The organism is Gordonia sp. YY1, from assembly GCF_009872315.1.
Lineage (GTDB): Bacteria > Actinomycetota > Actinomycetes > Mycobacteriales > Mycobacteriaceae > Gordonia > Gordonia amicalis.
On the sequence record NZ_WXYI01000004.1, the window covers coordinates 1 to 18172 of the forward strand.

17 protein-coding genes are annotated in these 18172 nt (G+C 64.2%); 11 read left to right on the plus strand and 6 right to left on the minus strand.

Features of this window, described 5'->3' with window-relative positions; genetic code table 11:
• The first annotated feature begins 196 nt into the window (after window positions 1-196).
• The gene (locus tag BPODLACK_RS07095; RefSeq protein WP_024499307.1) at window positions 197-1033 is read left to right on the plus strand and encodes a F510_1955 family glycosylhydrolase; all 837 of its coding nucleotides are present in this window, start codon (window positions 197-199) and stop codon (window positions 1031-1033) included.
• A gap of 509 nt (window positions 1034-1542) precedes the next feature.
• Here BPODLACK_RS07095 and BPODLACK_RS07100 read toward each other — a convergent pair.
• On the minus strand, window positions 1543-1779 hold the full coding sequence (locus BPODLACK_RS07100; protein WP_074852728.1) for a hypothetical protein: 237 nt from the start codon (window positions 1777-1779) through the stop codon (window positions 1543-1545).
• 58 nt (window positions 1780-1837) lie between these two features.
• Window positions 1838-2275, minus strand: a complete 438-nt coding sequence (locus BPODLACK_RS23280) for a hypothetical protein (protein ID WP_084811750.1) — start codon at window positions 2273-2275, stop codon at window positions 1838-1840.
• A gap of 712 nt (window positions 2276-2987) precedes the next feature.
• Between BPODLACK_RS23280 and BPODLACK_RS07110 the strand changes: the two genes are divergently transcribed.
• Entirely contained in the window at window positions 2988-3884 is an 897-nt protein-coding gene (locus BPODLACK_RS07110) for an SGNH/GDSL hydrolase family protein (RefSeq protein ID WP_024499304.1), read from the plus strand.
• 160 nt (window positions 3885-4044) lie between these two features.
• On the opposite strand, the gene BPODLACK_RS07115 is transcribed toward BPODLACK_RS07110, so the two are convergent.
• Both BPODLACK_RS07115 and BPODLACK_RS07120 read right to left on the minus strand, forming a co-directional pair.
• Window positions 4045-4866: a mycofactocin-coupled SDR family oxidoreductase gene (locus BPODLACK_RS07115; RefSeq protein ID WP_024499303.1), complete on the minus strand. Its 822-nt coding sequence runs from the start codon at window positions 4864-4866 to the stop codon at window positions 4045-4047.
• Window positions 4863-5486 (minus strand): TetR family transcriptional regulator, encoded by a 624-nt coding sequence (locus BPODLACK_RS07120; RefSeq protein WP_157753396.1) that lies wholly within the window; start codon window positions 5484-5486, stop codon window positions 4863-4865. Before BPODLACK_RS07120 ends, BPODLACK_RS07115 begins: the two co-directional genes overlap by 4 nt.
• A gap of 263 nt (window positions 5487-5749) precedes the next feature.
• Here BPODLACK_RS07120 and BPODLACK_RS07125 point away from each other — a divergent pair, with 263 nt between their 5' ends.
• From BPODLACK_RS07125 to BPODLACK_RS07160, 8 genes are all read left to right on the plus strand, one after another.
• Window positions 5750-6922, plus strand: coding sequence for a GNAT family N-acetyltransferase (locus tag BPODLACK_RS07125; RefSeq protein WP_024499301.1), 1173 nt, complete (start codon window positions 5750-5752; stop codon window positions 6920-6922).
• Window positions 6923-7337: 415 nt separating this feature from the next.
• Window positions 7338-8132, plus strand: a complete 795-nt coding sequence (locus BPODLACK_RS07130) for an SDR family NAD(P)-dependent oxidoreductase (protein WP_096274053.1) — start codon at window positions 7338-7340, stop codon at window positions 8130-8132.
• Window positions 8129-9958 (plus strand): acetate--CoA ligase, encoded by a 1830-nt coding sequence (acsA, locus tag BPODLACK_RS07135; RefSeq protein ID WP_035760599.1) that lies wholly within the window; start codon window positions 8129-8131, stop codon window positions 9956-9958. The genes BPODLACK_RS07130 and acsA overlap by 4 nt, the downstream gene beginning before the upstream one ends.
• Window positions 9955-10956, plus strand: a complete 1002-nt coding sequence (gene pdhA, locus BPODLACK_RS07140; RefSeq protein ID WP_024499298.1) for a pyruvate dehydrogenase (acetyl-transferring) E1 component subunit alpha — start codon at window positions 9955-9957, stop codon at window positions 10954-10956. The genes acsA and pdhA overlap by 4 nt, the downstream gene beginning before the upstream one ends.
• Entirely contained in the window at window positions 10953-11927 is a 975-nt protein-coding gene (locus BPODLACK_RS07145; protein ID WP_024499297.1) for an alpha-ketoacid dehydrogenase subunit beta, read from the plus strand. The genes pdhA and BPODLACK_RS07145 overlap by 4 nt, the downstream gene beginning before the upstream one ends.
• A 10-nt stretch (window positions 11928-11937) precedes the next feature.
• Window positions 11938-13170, plus strand: a complete 1233-nt coding sequence (locus BPODLACK_RS07150) for a dihydrolipoamide acetyltransferase family protein (RefSeq protein ID WP_024499296.1) — start codon at window positions 11938-11940, stop codon at window positions 13168-13170.
• Between the two features lie 9 nt (window positions 13171-13179).
• Window positions 13180-13425, plus strand: coding sequence for an acyl carrier protein (locus BPODLACK_RS07155; RefSeq protein WP_006435584.1), 246 nt, complete (start codon window positions 13180-13182; stop codon window positions 13423-13425).
• Window positions 13422-15446, plus strand: a complete 2025-nt coding sequence (locus tag BPODLACK_RS07160) for an erythromycin esterase family protein (RefSeq protein ID WP_024499295.1) — start codon at window positions 13422-13424, stop codon at window positions 15444-15446. Before BPODLACK_RS07155 ends, BPODLACK_RS07160 begins: the two co-directional genes overlap by 4 nt.
• A 72-nt stretch (window positions 15447-15518) precedes the next feature.
• Here BPODLACK_RS07160 and BPODLACK_RS07165 read toward each other — a convergent pair whose 3' ends face one another.
• Together BPODLACK_RS07165 and BPODLACK_RS07170 are read right to left on the minus strand one after the other, a co-directional pair.
• On the minus strand, window positions 15519-16334 hold the full coding sequence (locus BPODLACK_RS07165; protein WP_024499294.1) for a slipin family protein: 816 nt from the start codon (window positions 16332-16334) through the stop codon (window positions 15519-15521).
• A 60-nt stretch (window positions 16335-16394) separates the two neighbouring features.
• Complete coding sequence (locus BPODLACK_RS07170) at window positions 16395-17282, minus strand: universal stress protein (protein ID WP_191834947.1); 888 nt, start codon at window positions 17280-17282, stop codon at window positions 16395-16397.
• 243 nt (window positions 17283-17525) lie between these two features.
• On the opposite strand from BPODLACK_RS07170, the gene BPODLACK_RS07175 reads away from it, so the two are divergent.
• A complete protein-coding gene (locus BPODLACK_RS07175) occupies window positions 17526-18119 on the plus strand; it encodes a hypothetical protein (protein WP_024499292.1) in 594 nt (197 codons plus the stop codon).
• Window positions 18120-18172 lie beyond the last annotated feature (53 nt).

Below are 18172 nucleotides of genomic sequence, written 5' to 3' on the forward strand. Positions count from 1 at the left end.
CGAAACGCTCCACTACGCTGGCCTCGGCCCCGAGGACCAGCCCACATTGGAGGCGGCACAAAACCTGGGGTGATTCAGGGCCAGGGTGGCTCTCTACCGACCCTCGATCCCGGTCTCGCCGCTATCGCCGATCACCCACACCACCCAGAGACGCCACGCCCGAACTCGGCCCTATCCACACGAAAGTCCTAGCCGCTTGCCTGTCTCGAGCCTGTCCATCCGCACTGTTGCGGTCGTAGTCATCGCCACGCTGACTGTGCTGAGCGGTTGTGCCACCCAGGAACAACCCACATCCCCACCGACGTCGGCAACCTCACCAGAGATAGTCGCAACACTGACCCCAGAACTCGACCACCTTCACGCCCTGCACATCCGCGCCGACGGCACGATCCTCGCCGGAACTCACACCGGCGTAGTCGCCCTCACCGCAGACGGAACCACCAGCCGGGTCGGCGTCTCCGACGACGACTTCATGGGACTGACCGGGGTACCCGGCTCTGATCGGCTCTTCGCCTCCGGCCATCCCAGCCCGCGGAGCTCGGCACCCAACCCGCTGGGACTCGTCGCCAGCGAAGATGGCGGGCAGACATGGACACCGAGATCGGTGGCCGGCCAAATCGACTTCCACGCGCTCGCCACCAACGGACAACTACTCGTAGGCTTCGACGGAATCAACCGCCTGCTCGTATCGACCGACGACGGGACAAGCTGGAACACCGGCGCGTCCCTGGCCGCAGCAGCACTCACGATCACCGACCACGGCGTCTGGGCGACCACCCCCGCAGGGCTGCAACACAGCACCGACGACGCCCAGACCTTCACAATCGTCCCCGATGCGCCGGCCCTAGCCCTCCTGGCGGCCGCACCCGATGGCACGCTCTGGGGCATTGACACCGCCAACACCGTCTGGCGCAGCCCAGACGGCACACACTGGGAACAACGCAGCACCATCAGCAGTGTCACCGCGCTGGTCGCCAGAGACGCCGAAACTGCATACGCCGCAAACGGGCAATCGCTATACACGCTCAGCTAACGGACTCGTGGGGAGCAACGAAGGAAGGAGGCGACTGAGATCCGGAAGAGCGTTTAGATCTCGCCCACTCCTCGCGAGAACCGCCTAGGTCGCCCGGGCACCCCCCTCTGTCAGATCGCCTTGGGCGGGGACGGCCATCGAAGGCCCCGCCAATCGGCTGTCCTGGTAGCTGCAGTGATGACATAACGTAAAATCGGCGATGAACAAGGACGAGTGAAAACAGATGCGAGTCAGCACCTTTGGGTTCTGACCGTTCCCCCGATGCTAAGCAAAGATCACTACCCTGGGTTGGAGTGGCGCCACGTCAGTGGTTGCCGCCTGGCTCCCGAGTCCGTTGTCAGCTGGAACTCACACTGGGCGGGTTCTAGTCCGTAACGTACGGACTGAGCCTGTCTAGGCCCGCCCCCTGTTACTCGTCATACTTCAACACGTCTCGCTACCGGCTGAATGACGCAGGGGGAGAACACCTCTCACGGTGATGTGACATAAGTGTTGCCACTCACGTACCCCTAACCGTTGAAGGGTGGAAGGCCGAAATGTCGAAGCGCAATGAGGGTTGCGATGATCTCCACGATGGCGATGAGAAGCGCCGAGATCGCAATGCCAGCGCCGCGTTCGTACGGCCGTCTTTGGACTTCGGAGAACGCAATGAACGCGAACACAACAGTGACCGGGATCAGGCCCAGGAGCGCGGCGAACAGTGCGAGGCAGGCACAAAGGTTCGTCGTTTCTTCAGGTTTGGGCAAGTGGACTGGGTCCGCGGTGAGGGTGACGCGCGAGCCTTCGCGACGAGTTACGGGCACGCTACTGAGCCGTCCAATCGCCAAACGGCAGACCAACACTGAATAGCAACACGACCACAACCGCTATCTCAACGACAGCGATGACGATGGCAGCGACGGCTAAGCCGAAGCCTTGCTCGTGCGGTCGTCGTGCTGTCTCGCGGATCGCAATCCACGCGAGAACGATCGCGGCCGGCACAATTCCCGCGAGTGCCGCGAATAGTGCTGCGATGGCGCAACCGTTCGTCGTTTCATCAGGGTGATGGCCGTACGGGGTCACCTGCGTGCGTCCACGCGTCAGAGTGCTGCTCATGCGTATGCCGTCAGTGCAGCCGAAGTAGTTCGTCGTGGCGTTGTCATCGACACATAAAAGGGCACGTCTGAGTGTAGGTGCACCGCGCTGAGCCGCAGTACGTCGGATATACAACTCCTCGGCGTGCCGGTGCTTCTCGGCGTACATCGAACAGTTCTAGTTGGGACTGTGTCAGCTGGAGTGGTGGACGAATACCCTCCTGACTTCAGTGTGCCAAGGTCGTACCCCGTCCGACCATCCGCGCCTGGCTTGCCGGTGTCGGCATTCACCACCAGCGCTGCGAGGGAAGGCTCCCCCGCGTGATTGCACTCATCCGACAACGCGTCGAGGACGCGCGGCAACCTATTGCGTAGCTCGACTCCACTCATGCCGATCGCCGTTCCGAGCTCTTTATAAGTCAGCAACGTTCTACGCATTGCCGCGACAGTAAGCGCAGCTCGTGCTCGCGCGACCTCATCTTTCCAGTCTTTAGCCATTCCCCCAATGTAGGGCTGCGGCTAGCTGTGTGTACCGCGTCGGCGACGTCATCCAATGATCCGTGTCCCACCACGGCCCGGCCGGACCTTACACGACCGGTCGCGCGCGGGGCTAAGTTACTCGCCCTACATCAACACGTCCCGTTACCAATTAAAGAAGACGAGTCGAAACAGATGAGAAGACTCGACTTCTCCATATGTCAACCTGACGCGCGAATGCATCATTGTGGTGCGACGAGTTTCGTCACCAGCGACGAAAATGTTACGGGTGTCTCGATTGGGCTATCCCCGTAAATGCGGACGCCGATCGTGGGTTTGTCGGCCCGTATGTTAGATTCAACTAACAACATCAGTCACTTGAGCACCACGATCTGGAGTTCCGGATGCCCTTGCCGTACGGCCGCAGGCCCCACCGACGCCTCGGCATCCGAACCGTGCTGACCGCGGCGGCCACCGCCGTCGCTCTCGTTGGCGGACTCGCCCAGGCGGGCGGGGCCCAGGCAGCGGACGGATACCCGTTCGTGAATCTCGGTGACAGCTACAGCGCAGGCGCATCGGTGTTCCCCCAGGCGACGAGTGCGGCAACCTTCTGCTCGAACTCGCTGGTCAACTACTCCCACCTCGTCGCCAAGCGACACGGGACCCCGGTCGCCGACGTCAGTTGCGCAGGCGCGACGACCGAGAACCTGAACCGGTCGCAGTACCGGTGGCAGGGGCCGCAGATCAGCGCGGTGGGACCGGCGACCCGCTTGATCACCCTGACGATCGGCGCAAACAACAACGGGCTGTTCAACTACTCGACCTCGGCCTGCCAGCAGGCCTGGCTGTCCGCGCCGTTGTCGGCGGCCCCATGCCGCGATGAGTTCGGGACCTCGTTGGTCGACAAGATCAACTCCTCGACGTACCCCGACCTCGTGAACGCGTTGCGCCACATCAACCGCGCCGCGCCGCGCGCCCGCGTCCTCCTCGTCGGGTATCCGCAGATCTTCCCGGCCGTGGGCACTGCGCTCTGCTCGGTGTCTTTGCTTACGGCGCCCGGAGACATCGAATACCTGCACCGGGCCTTCGCTGCCCTCAACGACGCCATGCGCCGCGCCGCCGCAGCCACGCACGCAACCTATGTCGACATGACCAAGGTCTCCACCGGCCACGACGCCTGCGCGGGCGATCGGCGATGGGTCGAGCCGACGTTGGGTGCGGTCAGCTTCCCGGCGATGCACGCCAACACACGTGGCCAGCAGGCGATGGCCGATCAGGTCATGGCCGCACTGCGTCGCTGAGGGACCGCTTTCGAGGACCTGCTCCCCGAAAGCGGGGGTAGGAAGTGTCCGGGGGCGAGCAACGCCGAATCGTCTACCACTGGAATCTGAGCCAGCCAATGGCCGACCGTTGCCTGTGGAAGACAATCGAACCCGGATCGATCCCGTGGAGCGCGTAGGGTCAGATCTTGGTTGCGCCGTGGTCTATCGGTAGCTGAATCCCGGTGATGGTGCGGGATTCGTCGCCGGCCAGAAAGACAACGGTGTTGGCGATGTCCTCAGGTTCTGAAATCGGCGGATCGAACCAGTACTGGCCCATGGCGGCGCTGTAAGAGGGGTTGTCGGCGAATACCTTCTCTCCGTCGGCGCCCATTGCTCCCATCGGGGTGTTTACGCCCCAGGGGTGGATAGAGTTGACGCGGATCTTGTACGGAGCCAGTTCTATCGCGGCTGATTTCACCAGTCCGACGACACCGTGCTTGGCGGCGCTGTAGTGGGCTTGTCCGGGTAGCGACTTGATCCCGGCCACCGAGCTGGTCGCGATGATCGAGCCACCGTTCCCGAGTTCGATCATGACCGGAGCCGCAGCGCGCAGCGTGTTGAAGACGCCAGTCAAATTGATGTCGATCATGTCCCGCCAGCGCTCCGGGGTCATCTCCCAGAATCGTCCCCAACTGACGATGCCGGCGTTCGCGACCACGATGTCCAGTCGCCCCAACTCCGCAACCCCTCGTGCCACCAACGCCTCCATTGCGCCCAGGTCGCGCACATCGGCCACTGCGTGCACCGCGCGCTGCCCGGCCTTCTCGACGAGGGCTACCGTCTCTTCCAAGTCTTCGGGAGTCGTTGCGGGATAATCGGTCTCGGCTGGCGACGCGCATATATCCGTGAGGATGACGTCGACGCCGTGCTTGGCGAGAGCGACGGCCTCGGCGCGTCCCTGACCACGCGCGGCACCGGTGATGAAGGCGACTCGGCCAGCCAGTGTTCCAGCGGTTGTCATGGTGTCCTGCTTTCTGTGAGGGTGCGACACCCGGGATCGGGGGTCAACAGTGGGCGCATGGTGTCGAGACAGGTCCGCACCGTGGCGGCGATTGCCTGGCGCGGATCTCGTGACCAGCGTTCGACGGCCACCCGATTGGCGGCGATCACACAAGCGGCCACGAACTCGGCACGGTCTCCATCGGGGTCGAGCTGGAGTCGGCGGGCCAACACTGGCTGCAACGCCGCGCGGCATCGATCATGCACACTCAGCCAGGCGGGCGCGAGCATCGGTGAGTTCGGCAGAGACTTGAGAAACGTCGCGTGCCGCCGGCCATGGGGTCCGTCCAGCACCGACTCAAGCGAGTCGACAAGCCCGTCTACCACTGACTCAGAGTGAGGTCGGCCGGCGAACCTGTCCACATAGTCCTGCCAGCCGGCATCGAGAGCGGGGGCGATGGCGTGCCCTTTGGTGGGGAAATATCGGTGAAACGTGCGCTCGGACACGCCGGCAGCCTGCGCGACATCGACGATTGTCGTTTCGACGAAGCCGTGCTCGGCGAACATGTCCAGCGCGGTGTCGGAGATGTCGAGCATGGCACTCTGCTGCCGCCGTTCACGCCAGCCCGACGGTGCGCTCATGTGGCGAGAGTACGCCTGTCCGGCAGATGACGCCATTACTGTCAGATGCTGCCACTGCAGTGTCCCTACGCAACCATGGAGCTGCCGGACGCGGCGAGTCACTTTCCAGCGATCGGCGTAGCAGCGACCGACTTCACTCGTAGGAAAACGGTGAATCCGGCCCATCTGCCGCAAAGACGAGAGTCCACTCCGTGAGTCTTAGGGCACTCGTTGCATGGCAATCGGCCCTAGCTCGGCTCCAGACGCCAGATTTCCATGGACGTATGACGGACGACGCGCGGTCTGCGGCCGAACAGGCCGGTGCGGGCTTCTCCCCCACGAGTACCCCCACCGACCTGCTCATCCGCCCATTGCAGCCGGCCGACCAGGCGTCGGTTGTCGCGCTGCACCAACAGATGGGTGATCGCGAGACCTACTTTCGGTTCTTCGCGCTGCGCCCGGGTGATCTCGCTGTCCTGGCAGCGGACATCTGCGCACAAGATGGCCGGCATCTCGCGCTCGGTGCGTTCACCGGGACGCGGCTGATCGGGGTCGCGTACTTGGTGACGGTGGGCCCGGCACCACAGCGTGATGGCCAGTCAAACGGGACCGAGAGTGGTGAGGTTGCGATGGTTGTCGCACACGATCACCAGGACCACGGAGTGGGTACCGAACTGCTTTACCATCTGGCGATCTGGGCCCGTGAAAGCGGATATCACGAACTCACCGCAGATATCCTCGCCGAGAACACACGCATGCTGCAGCTGGTCCGCGACCAGGGATGGTCCCGCTGGACTCGACGTGAGGGTGCAGTCCTTCATCTCGACGTCGACCTCGACCAAGCCGCCGGTGATCCGGTCGGTAGCCGTCGAGAGGTGACTTCAGGCCCTGATGTCGAGGCGACGTCGCGAGCACGCTGTAGTGAGGGAAGCTCTACGCCACCGAGGTACGACCAGATGACCGACAACAACGAGGCTCGCACCCAGCGATCCGGTGTCTTCCGGAGAGCAGCCGTTTTGCTGACCTCGCTGACCGCGCTGTTCGCCTTCGCCGGTGCCGTGGGCCTGATCGGTGGCGGTACTGATTTCGGTGAGACCATCAATTCCCGCCTGCCGCTGGATAGTCCGGTCTTGGCCGGCGTCGCGTTGGCCGTGTTCGTTGGAGTGCCGATGTCCGTCGCGGCCTGGTTGCTGTATCGAAAGTCCGACACCCGCGCGGTGTGGGTGTCGGTGGTGGCAGGAGGCTGGCTCATCGGGTGGATCATCATCCAACTCCTCGTCATCCGCACCTACAGCTTCATGCAGGCCGCCTGCGTCGGTATAGGTGTCGCCTTGATCGCACTGGGAGGCGCGATCCGATCTCGGGTCACCGTGGACGCACCTGCCCGGCGGGCCGAGGTTGGACCCGTACGAGGTCCACTCCCTCACATGAATGATTCGGCGCAACAGGATGATTGATTAGAATCCGCGGCCATGGCAGCAGTACTTCGTCCGAACCGCTGTCTGCCCCGCCTCGACGGCCGACCGTGCAGACGCAACACGACCGCTGAGGCGCCTTGCCGACCAATGCCGCACCCTGCGGAGCCGACTTCGATTCGGCCTGCCCCGGGGTCACGACATTCGACCCTGATCCTCCAGGGCAACACCACCTATCCTCCGTCGGCTGATCCGATCACTTCCGGATTTCGGCACGGATCAGCCCCGGTAGCCGAGTCGGCCCAAGGTGAATAGTATGAACCGCCCGAAAGCGGCATAAGGTTCGATCTCCGACGTTGGCCACACGACTGTGGGCCATTGGACACTAGAGGCGGGTGGATTCGGGGAGTCGAATGGTGATGAGGGCCTTCTCCACACCCGACGAAAGCCGCGAATCATGGCAGAGAACCACCAGCCCGACACCGGAGTCGCTCTGATCACCGGCGGCGCCCGTGGAATCGGTGATGCGACCGCGCGTGCGTTGGCCTCAGCAGGGATGACCGTGGTCATCGCGGACATTCTCGATGGTCATTCCGTTGCCGAATCGATCGGTCCCACTGCGATGTTCGAGTATCTGGACGTCACAGACGCGAACAATTGGCAAGCCGTCCTCTCCAGAACCGAGGAACGTGCCGGGGCCCTGACCGCTCTGATCAACAATGCCGGAATTCTCGACTTCGGCAGCATCGAGACCTTCACATCCGATCAGTTTCATCGCATTCTCGAGGTCAACCTGGTCGGCCCCTACCTCGGTATGCACCTGGCCGCGGATCAACTTCGGCGCAGCGGATCGGGGGTGATCGTCAACGTGTCGTCGACAGCGGGACTGATGGGTTATCCGAATCTCGCCGGCTACGTCGCGAGCAAGTGGGGATTGCGGGGACTCACCAAGGCCGCCTCACTCGACCTCAGCGCCGACGGCATCCGCGTCTGTTCGGTACACCCCGGACCGATCCGCACCCCGATGACCGAAGGGCTCGGCGACGAGCTCACGATGAATCAGCCGATACCTCGCTACGGTGAGGCAGATGAAGTCGCGCGGATGATCCGGTTCATCGTCACCGAGGCGACATATTCCACCGGCGCAGAGTTCGTCGTCGACGGAGGCGCGGTCACCGGTCTCGCGGCCGACCTCGACCTTCCCGAAGCCGCTCCGAGCGCCGACGGTTCGCTGACCAGAGCATCACGATGACCCGACAGCCGGCCGCTGCGCACGCCGCCACCGAGATCATCCGCAAAACGCCGGCGGAGCTGCTGGTGCGCCCCAATTTCGACGACTATCAGGCCACGCGGGAAACGTTCAGCTGGGCGCGGTCAGACCCCCTGCTGCGAACCCCCGACGGCGGGTGCAACATCGCCTACACCGCGGTCGACCGCCACGCCGACGGCGAGGCCGGCGCTCGAACCGCGCTACGGTTCATGGGATCCCCGGCCACGACCGGCACGATCGGCAGTGTCGATCTGTCCTATGACCAGCTGGCGCACTCGGCCCGGCGGTTCACCAATGTGCTCCGCGAACTCGGCATCGGCAAGGGCGACGTCATGTTCGTCGTCGCCGCCCGCGGCCCGGAACTCTATGCCGGGGTGATGGGCGCTCTCCGCAACGGCACGATCGTCTCTCCCCTGTTCTCCGCGTTCGGACCAGAGCCGATCGCCACCCGGATTCGGCTCGGCCGTGGCGCAGTCCTGCTCATCACCGAGTCGCTGTATCGCAAGAAGCTGGCGGCGATCCGCGACACGATGCCGACTCTGCGCCGGGTCATCGTCATCGGCGAATCTGGTTCGGTCGCTACGGTTTCCGGAACGGAAAGCTTCAGTGAACTCATGGCCGCGGCCTCTGACGACGCCGACTTGACCCCGACCACCGAAGACGATCCAGCGCTGCTGCACTTCACCAGCGGGACCACCGGCACTCCCAAGGGTGCAGTCCACGTCCACGGCGCCCTCGCGACCCACTACGCAACCGGCTTCTACGCACTCGACCTGCACCCAGACGACATCTACTGGTGCACAGCCGACCCCGGTTGGGTGACCGGCACGTCGTACGGAATCATCGCGCCACTACTGCACGGCATCACCTCGATCGTCGATCCCGAAGACTTCGATGCCGAGCGTTGGTACCGGATCCTCGAGCAGGAGAAGGTGTCGGTGTGGTACACCGCGCCGACGGCGATCCGCATGCTGATGAGGGCCGGGGAGGACCTGGCGCGCAAGTTCTCACACCCCGATCTGCGGTTTGTCGCCAGCGTGGGCGAACCGCTGAATCCCGAGGCGGTGTGGTGGGGACGCGATGTCCTCGGGCTGCCGATCCATGACAACTGGTGGCAGACCGAGACCGGCGGCATCATGATCGCCAACACGGCGGCTTTCGACATCAAACCGGGATCGATGGGACGGCCGCTACCGGGTGTCGACGCGTGCCTCGTGCAACGAAGCGCAGACCACCGCGTCACCGTCATCGATACCCCGGACCAAGTCGGGGAACTGGCCCTTCGCGCAGGGTGGCCGTCGATGTTCCGCAGTTACCTGAACAACGCCCAACGCTACCGGGACTGCTTCGTCGACGATCTGTACCTCACCGGGGACCTCGCCACCAGAGACGCCGACGGCTACTACTGGTTCGTCGGACGTGCCGACGACGTCATCAAATCCGCCGGACACCTGATCGGCCCATTCGAGGTGGAGAACGTGCTGATGGAGCATCCCGCAGTGGCCGAGGCCGCGGTGATCGGCGTGCCCTCTCCGGTGACCGGCGAAATGGTCAAGGCGTTCGTCACCCTGAAGCACGGATATGAATTCGACGACGCACTGCGTCGTGAGCTTCTCGGGCACGCACGCAAGAAACTGGGGGCGGCGGTCGCCCCCAAAGACGTCGAGTACGCCGCGGCGCTACCGCACACCCGCAGCGGCAAGATCATGCGGCGACTGGTACGCGCCCGCGAACTCGGACTGCCCGAGGGCGACTTGTCGACGTTGGAGTCCGACGGCCACATTCCGACATCCGAGGCGAAATCATGAGCAGCCCGTCAGCGATCCGCGCTTATCGTCAGGATTTCCTCCACGGGCTTCTCTGCGACATGGTTCGCATTCGCAGCATGGAGGAACGCGCAGCAGAACTGTACGGAGCCACCAAGATTCGTGGCTTCCTGCACTTGTACGTGGGACAGGAAGCTGTCGCGGTCGGAGCACTACGAGCCTTGACTGACGACGAAGCGGTGGTTGCAACGTACCGCGAGCACGGTCATGCATTGATCCACGGCGTACCCATGACCGCGATCATGGCGGAGATGTTCGGCAAGCAGGAGGGGTGCTCACGCGGACGCGGTGGGTCGATGCACCTGTTCGACTCTCGCACCCGATTCTTCGGCGGCAACGCCATCGTGGCCGGAGGGCTACCGCTCGCGGTCGGAATCGCCTTGGCCGAGGCGATTCACGGACGCACGCGGGTGACGGCGTGCTTCTTCGGTGACGGCGCCGTCGCCGAAGGCGCCTTCCATGAATCCGTCAACATGGCAGCACTCTGGAATCTGCCGATACTCTTCTGCTGCGAGAACAACCGGTACGCGATGGGAACGGCTCTCGAACGGGCGCAGTCACAAACCGATCTACGGGCCAAGGCCGCGGCCTACAACCTGCCCACTGTCCAGGTGGACGGTATGGACGTGATGGCCTGTCACGAGGCCGCAGACCACGGCGCGGAATATGTCCGCGATACCGGCGGGCCGTACTTCATCGAGTTCCTGACCTACCGGTTCCGCGCGCATTCGATGTTCGATCCGGATCTCTACCGGGACAAGGCCGAGGTGGACGAATGGAAGAAGAAGGACCCTATATCGACCTTCACCGCACGACTGAAAGAGTTGGATCTTCTCACCGACGACCAGGTCTCGGCGATCAAGACCCGGGCCGAAGCAGAGGTCGACGCGGCGGTGGCGTTCGCGGAGAAGGGCACCCTTGAACCCGTCGATGACCTCCTGCGTGATGTTTCCACGCCACACGCCGAGGAGGCGCTGTGAAGACCACGTATCGAGGTGCCCTTCGCGACGCCCATCGAGAGGCGCTTCTCTCCGATGACCGTGTCTTCGTGATGGGTGAGGACGTGGGTCGCTACGGCGGTACTTACGCGGTCACCAAAGGGCTACTCGAAGAGTTCGGACCAGAACGGATTCGGGATGCACCGCTGTCCGAACTCGGTTTCGTCGGCGTCGGCGTCGGCGCCGCTTTGAACGGTTTGCGCCCCATCGTCGAGGTCATGACGGTCAACTTCAGTCTGCTGTCCCTCGATCAGCTGGTGAACACCGCAGCGGCGTTGCGGCACATGTCCGGGGGGCAGTTCTCCGTCCCGCTCGTGCTCCGGATGTCCACGGGTGCAGGTCGTCAGCTCGCTGCCCAACACTCCCACAGTTTCGAGAACTGGTACGCCCACATCCCGGGCATCACCGTCCTCGCGCCATCGACCGTTGCCGATGCTGGCGGGATGCTCGCACCGGCCCTGGCAGATCCCGATCCTGTCGTCATCTTCGAACATGCACAGCTCTACAACCTCGCCGACGATCTCGAGGACCCGTTCGATGTCGACATCACCTCGGCAGCCGTCCGGCGACCGGGCACCGACCTCACCCTGATCACCTACGGAGGGTCGTTGCCCAAGACACTGGAGGCCGCCGACGAGCTTGCCGAGGACGGGATCAGCTGTGAAGTAGTCGATCTGAGAGTGCTCAGACCGCTCGACATGGCGACGGTCGTGGCGTCGGTGACGCGAACCCACCGGGCGGTGATCGTCGACGAAGGGTGGCGCAGCGGCAGCCTCGCCGGTGAAGTGATGGCCCAACTCGTCGAGCAGGCCTTCTACGACCTCGATGCACCTCCCGCACGTGTCTGCACCGCCGAGGTACCCATCCCCTACGCGCGCCAGCTCGAACAGGCCGCACTCCCACGACGAGAGACAATCGAAGCCGCGGTGCGCTCCGTCATGGGATCGGAGTAGGTGAGGCGCCGTGATCGAGTTCCGGCTTCCCTCACTCGGTGCCGACATGGACGAGGCGAAGCTCACCGAGTGGCAGATCGCCCCCGGAGACACCGTTGAGAAGGGGCAAGTCGTCGCCGAAGTGGAGACCACCAAATCCGCAATCGAGGTGGAAACCTGGCACGACGGCACCGTCGCCGAGCTGAAAGTCGAAGTCGGCGAGACCATTCCGGTCGGAACGGTGATGGCCACTTTCTATGAACCGGGCGAAACACCGTCCACGGTGAAACAACCGGCACGAGGCGATGCAGGGGCGCCATCGTCGACGCCCCCACCCGCAGCGCCTGCCGAACCGGTTCTGGTGACCGCTCGAACCTCCCCTTCGGCCGGGCCGACCGCACCGTCCGTCCCACATACGACCACTGTTGCGGCCCCGACCGGCCCCATGGCCTCGAACCGAGTACGCATCTCCCCCGCTGCCCGGCGTCGTGCGCGAGAGCTCGGACTCGACCCTGACCGCTTGCGCGGCACCGGACCCGGAGGCGCGATAACACTGGACGACGTCGAGCAGCATGCCAAAACCACTGCACCCGACAGTCGAGCACGAGAAATGCGTCGCACCATCGCTGCGGCGATGAGCCGGTCCAAAAGGGAGATACCGCACTACTACCTCGCCGAGACGATTCCGATGGAGACGGCGTCGAGGTGGTTGTCCGAACGCAACGCCCAACACCCGGTCGAAGAGCGTCTTCTCCCGGCCGTCCTGATCTTGAAGGCCGTGGCCGTCGCCGCGCGCAAATGTCCGTCGATGAACGGATTCTGGACCGACGACGAGTTCACGATGCAAGCAGACGTCCACGTGGGAGTCGCGATCGCGTTACGGGGCGGCGGACTGATCGCCCCCGCGATCCATGACGTGCCCGACAAGTCTCTCGACACCCTGCAGTCCGATCTCGTCGACCTGGTGGCGCGTACCCGCAGCGGTAAGCTGCGCAGCTCCGAGTTCACGGACTCGACCATCACGGTGACCAACCTCGGCGACAACGGCGTCGAGGCCGTCTTCGGCGCGATCTATCCACCGCAGGTCGCGCTGGTCGGCGTGGGCACGATGACCCAGCGTCCCTGGATCGTCGACGGCGAGATCAAACCCATCCCGGTGGTCACCGTTTCGCTCTCCGCCGACCACCGAGCCAGCGACGGACGCCAAGGCGCAAAGTTTCTCTCCACCATCCGAGAACTGCTGCTGCGGCCGCACGAACTGTGAGGAGCAACCATGGACGATGAGACGACCACCACCGCGGTCGTGGACGCACTGCTCGAGGTGGCACCCGAATTGTCTGACGGGGATCTCGCTTTCGACGAGCCCATTCGCGAACAAGCCGACCTGGACTCGATGGACTGGTTGAGCTTCTTGACCGGCATCAAGAAGAGACTCGGGGTCGACGTGCCCGAAGAGGACTACGCCAAGCTCCGAACCGTCGCCGATGTCGTTCGCTACGCACAGGAGATCAGACGATGAACTCGCCCGTGACAGCGAGAACGACGGCACCGCAGCTGTTTCGTGACCGTCGGGAGGCCGGGCGCGCCCTCGCCGAGCTGCTGTCCGGTTTCCGCGATCACGACGACGTCGTCGTCCTCGGCCTGGCCCGCGGTGGAGTTCCGGTCGCCTTCGAGGTCGCCGCATCGCTTCGACTGCCGTTGGACGTGTTCGTCGTGCGCAAACTGGGACTGCCCGGGAACGAAGAGTTCGCCTTCGGGGCAATCGCAGCCGGCGGACGCATCGTGCTCGACGACGACGTGGTGCGAGCCGGTCGAGTCACCCAAGAACAGTTGCGGACCGTGGTCGAACGAGAGACCCGCACGCTCGAGAAGCGGGAGAGGCTGTACCGAGGGGCTCGCCCGCCGCTGGAGATCGCAGGCACGACAGTCATCCTCGTCGATGACGGACTGGCGACCGGAGCCAGCATGCGGGCAGCGGTGAGTGCGCTACGCGAACGTGAGCCGGCCGCGATCATCATCGCGGTCCCGGTGGCCCCCGAATCCACCTGTCTCGCACTCGCCGGAGCGGTCGACGAAGTCGTCTGTGCCTCCATGCCAACACTGTTCGCAGCCGTCGGCCAGTCATACCGGACCTTCCCGCAGGTGCCCGACGACGAGGTCCGAACCCTGCTGTCCACACCCACCACCACGCCCTCAGAACATCCGCACGAACAAACCCTGGCGGCCGTCGTCGCACGATCGGCGATCGAGTGCAGATACGGTGTCCCGCCGGATGCAGTGCTGGACGACTTCATCGGCGACGCGGAATTCGTACTCATCGGCGAGAGTTCTCACGGCACCGAAGAGTTCTATGACTCCCGCGCTCGAATCACCCGGTGGCTCATCGAGAACAAAGGCTTCACGGCGGTGGCTGCGGAGGCCGACTGGCCCGACGCCTACCGAGTCAATCGCTGGGTCCAGGGGAAGGGAAGTGACGGATCCGCCGACGAGGCGCTGTCGGGGTTCGAACGGTTTCCGGCGTGGATGTGGCGAAATACCGTGGTCAAGGACTTCGTCGACTGGCTGCATCGATACAACGCCGGCCGAGCACAGGATCTGGATCGAGTCGGTTTCTACGGGCTCGACCTCTACAGTCTGCACCGCTCGATGCAGGATGTGATCGCCTACCTGGACACCGTTGATCGCGAGGCGGCCCGGCGTGCTCGCGCGCGATACGCATGCTTCGATCACTCCACGGCTGCGGATGGACAGGCATACGGGTACGCGGCTGCGTTCGGTGCAGGACAGTCCTGCGAACAGCAGGTCGTCACCCAATTGGTCGAGATGTACGCCGCGACCCTGGAACGTCTCCGCGGCGACGGCGCGGAGGCCGATGAACTGTTCTGTGCCCGGCGGAATGCCGTGGCGGTGAAGGACGCCGAACTCTATTACCGCACCATGTTCCGGGGTCGGGTCACGTCCTGGAACGTGCGCGACCGCCACATGGCCGAAACCCTCGACGCGCTCGCCGAACATCTGTCTTCACGTTCGTCCAGCCCGGCGAAGATCGTGGTGTGGGCACACAACTCGCACGTGGGCGATGCACGGGCGACCGAAGTCGGAGCCGACGGTCAGCTGACCCTGGGGCAGCTGGTGCGTGAACGGTATCGGCGACGCTGTCGGCTCATCGGATTCTCGACGTTCGAAGGAACCGTCACCGCCGCAGACGAATGGGGCGGACCGGCTCGACGCATGACGGTTCGCCGCGCACTCCCCGGTAGCGTCGAAGAGGCCTTCCACCAGGCGGGAGTGCAGTCGTTCTTCTTGTCGTCGCAGGCGGCCGGTGCGGCCGATTCGGTCGACTCGATTCGCCTTGCTCGCGCAATCGGTGTGATCTATCTGCCGGAAACCGAACGCCAGAGCCACTACTTCCACGTCCGCGTTCCCGAACAGTTCGACGCGTACATTCATCTCGATCGGACAGATGCGGTGCGCCCCCTCGAACCCTTCGGTATGTGGGAGGAGAGTCAACACCCCGAGACGTACCCGACCGGTCTGTGACGAAATGAGAAGATCGCCACGCAGGGTGGACCTCAGACGGATGGCCCGGACGAGATGGTGCTGTTGACCGTGTCAGATGTCCGAGCTGTCTCCGCGGAATCCGGGAGCGTCTCGTGCGCCGTTTTCGCGGGACAAGAACGCGGTCAGGTCGGCGAGTGAGGCCATCAGCGGCGCTGGGAACACCACTGTCGTGTTCTTCTCCACGCCGATCTCCATAAGGGTTTGCAGGCTGCGGAGCTGCAAGGCGATCGGGTTCTCGGCCATGGTCTTCGCTGCGGTGGAAAGCTGATGGGCGGCAACGGCTTCCCCTTCGGCCGCGATGATCTTGGCGCGCTTCTCCCGCTCGGCCTCGGCCTCGCGGGCCATTGCGCGTTGCATCCCACCGGGCAACTGGATGTCCTTGAGTTCCACCAGTCGAACCTCGACGCCCCATTCCTGCGCGGTCATCTCGAGGATGCGAAGGATGTCGTCGTTGATCGAGTCGGTATGTGCGAGCACGTCGTCGAGAGAGTGTTGTCCGACGACTTTGCGCAGCGTGGTCTGGGCGATCTGGTTGATCGCTGCATGGACGTCTTCGATTTCGACCACCGCCTTCACCGGGTCGACGACGCGGTAGTAGGCGACCGCGGAGATGTCCACGCTCACGTTGTCTCGGGTGATGATTCCCTGCGATTGGATCGGCATCGTCACCACTCGCATGGAGACCTTGATCATGCGGTCGGCGACGGGGATGATCAGGCGCAGTCCTGGTTTGCGTGTGCCGGCGAGTTTGCCGAAGCGCAACACGACGCCTCGTTCGTACTCGGGAACGATCCGGATGGCCGTGGCGGCCACGAGCAGGATCGCGACGATTGCGCAGCCGATCACGACCCACGTGGTTGTGGTCATCTTCCCACCTACCTCTCTGAGAGGCCTCCACCAGTCAAGACCTCGGCGACTTCCGACCGGTCAGGGATTCTTGTGCACCACCATCACCGGACACGGGGCCACCTCCATGACAGCCCGGCTGGTCGATCCCAAGAGCAGACCGCGGAAACCACCGCGGCCCCGCGTTCCCACCACGACCAGTTGTGCTGACTGTGCGGCGTCCACGATCTCCTCCGCCGGTGAAGCGATCCCGACCCGCCGCTCGATCTTGACGTCCGGAAAGTCCTCCGGATAACCGGCGAGCTGTTCACCCAGCAATTCTTCGGCTTCGTCTTCGAACTGTCGAAGGGTCCTCTGATCCGCACCGTAGAACGCGGCTCCCGACGAGCCTCCGTACGCATGCACCCCGAGCAGAGCCGTCTTCAACAGGTCCGCCTGACGGAACGCGTGGCCGATCGCAGCCGTCGACGTAGGCGACCCGTCGACACCGACGACCACGGGTCCGGTCGTCGGAGCAGGGCCGCCGACCACCACCACCGGACACTCTGCGTGCGCTGTCGCGTCATTGCTGACCGATCCGAAGAGCAGTCCGCGGACTCCACCCAGCCCACGTCTACCGAGGACAAGCATGTGGGCCCAGGTAGACGCGTGCCGGAGCGCGAGCGTGGCCGATCCGCTCACGGTCTTGCCCTCGACGTCGACGTTCGGGGCGACGTCGGCCGCCACCTGCGTCGCGGCGTCGAGGGCACGCGCCGCGCCGGCATGCATGGCCTCCACCACTGCCGGGGAAGTCATCGTCGGTGCCGGCGCATATGCGCCGGGCACGATGCCCACCGCGGAGATCAGACGCAGATGTCGTTTCTCCCGGACGGCGGCGCCGGCCGCCCAGCGAACCGCCATCAGAGCGCAGTCCGAACCGTCCACACCGACGACGATCGGTGCCGTCGCATCGGTCACTGAATCAGTCATGGTTGTCTCCCAGATGTGGCGCCGCCCGTTCCCCTCCGGAAACTTCATCGTCGTACCGACCCGACGAGAACGGCGGGGTCGAAAGTCACCAGTAGATCGGAAAAGGTCCTGCCGCGTCGGGCATCGCCCGCGGCGTGAGGCCCGGTCGACCTGCGACCTTTCGTGCGACCAACCCGATTTCAATGTGAAAAGCTTTGTGCCGTAGTCTTTTCACCCGTGAATCCCGCTGCTGCCAATACTCTCGTGACCGATCTCACTGCCCACGCATGCGTATGGTGCTCGTCCAGCGAGGACATCGCGGAACTCCGCGGGGAACCGCGATGCGGACGCTGCCGCACCGCAGAACAGACCGTCGCCGCGGCCCGCGAGTTCGTCGGGTTCTATGGTCTACGACCCCTGGGTGGGTCGCTGGCGTCCGACGATGAAGAAGAACGCGAACACCGGGTCGCAGCTCGCGAAGCCTGGGCGGTGCTGAATCAGACCCGTACGCACACTCCACCGCGAGGTGCATCCCGGTCCGGGCAGCGTGGCGTCGCCCGCTCCGCGTCCACCGCGACAAAGACAGGTGGAAACGCTGCGCCCGTCAAGGCGCAGAACGTCAAGTCCGGGGGCACCCGACCCGCCGACGTCTCCCGACCCGACCGTGCTGCGCTCATGAACCGCGCCGAAGCCCTGCTGGCACAGCTCGCCGAAATCGAGGAACGCCTGGCCGTCGCTCAGAAGGATTCCGGCTTGAGCGGCAAGGCGAAGGTGTCCGACCTGACCGCCAAGCGCGATTCTGTGTTGCGCACGCTCGCCGCGTTGGAGAAGGCCAAGCGGGCGCTGGAGCCGGCCTGACAGTCGGCCGGTTCAGGACTGGATATCGGAAGGGTCTGAGCTGCAGTTCGATT

Excerpts from the sequence above, each read along its gene's own strand:
- BPODLACK_RS07160 (WP_024499295.1), top strand. The coding sequence starts at position 13,422 with ATGAACTCGCCCGTGACAGCGAGAACGACGGCACCGCAGCTGTTTCGT.
- BPODLACK_RS07115 (WP_024499303.1), bottom strand. The coding sequence starts at position 4,866 with ATGACAACCGCTGGAACACTGGCTGGCCGAGTCGCCTTCATCACCGGT.
- BPODLACK_RS23280 (WP_084811750.1), bottom strand. The coding sequence starts at position 2,275 with ATGTACGCCGAGAAGCACCGGCACGCCGAGGAGTTGTATATCCGACGT.
- acsA (WP_035760599.1), top strand. The coding sequence starts at position 8,129 with ATGACCCGACAGCCGGCCGCTGCGCACGCCGCCACCGAGATCATCCGC.
- BPODLACK_RS07125 (WP_024499301.1), top strand. The coding sequence starts at position 5,750 with ATGACGGACGACGCGCGGTCTGCGGCCGAACAGGCCGGTGCGGGCTTC.
- BPODLACK_RS07155 (WP_006435584.1), top strand. The coding sequence starts at position 13,180 with ATGGACGATGAGACGACCACCACCGCGGTCGTGGACGCACTGCTCGAG.
- BPODLACK_RS07130 (WP_096274053.1), top strand. The coding sequence starts at position 7,338 with ATGGCAGAGAACCACCAGCCCGACACCGGAGTCGCTCTGATCACCGGC.
- BPODLACK_RS07165 (WP_024499294.1), bottom strand. The coding sequence starts at position 16,334 with ATGACCACAACCACGTGGGTCGTGATCGGCTGCGCAATCGTCGCGATC.
- BPODLACK_RS07170 (WP_191834947.1), bottom strand. The coding sequence starts at position 17,282 with ATGACTGATTCAGTGACCGATGCGACGGCACCGATCGTCGTCGGTGTG.
- pdhA (WP_024499298.1), top strand. The coding sequence starts at position 9,955 with ATGAGCAGCCCGTCAGCGATCCGCGCTTATCGTCAGGATTTCCTCCAC.
- BPODLACK_RS07120 (WP_157753396.1), bottom strand. The coding sequence starts at position 5,486 with ATGAGCGCACCGTCGGGCTGGCGTGAACGGCGGCAGCAGAGTGCCATG.
- BPODLACK_RS07110 (WP_024499304.1), top strand. The coding sequence starts at position 2,988 with ATGCCCTTGCCGTACGGCCGCAGGCCCCACCGACGCCTCGGCATCCGA.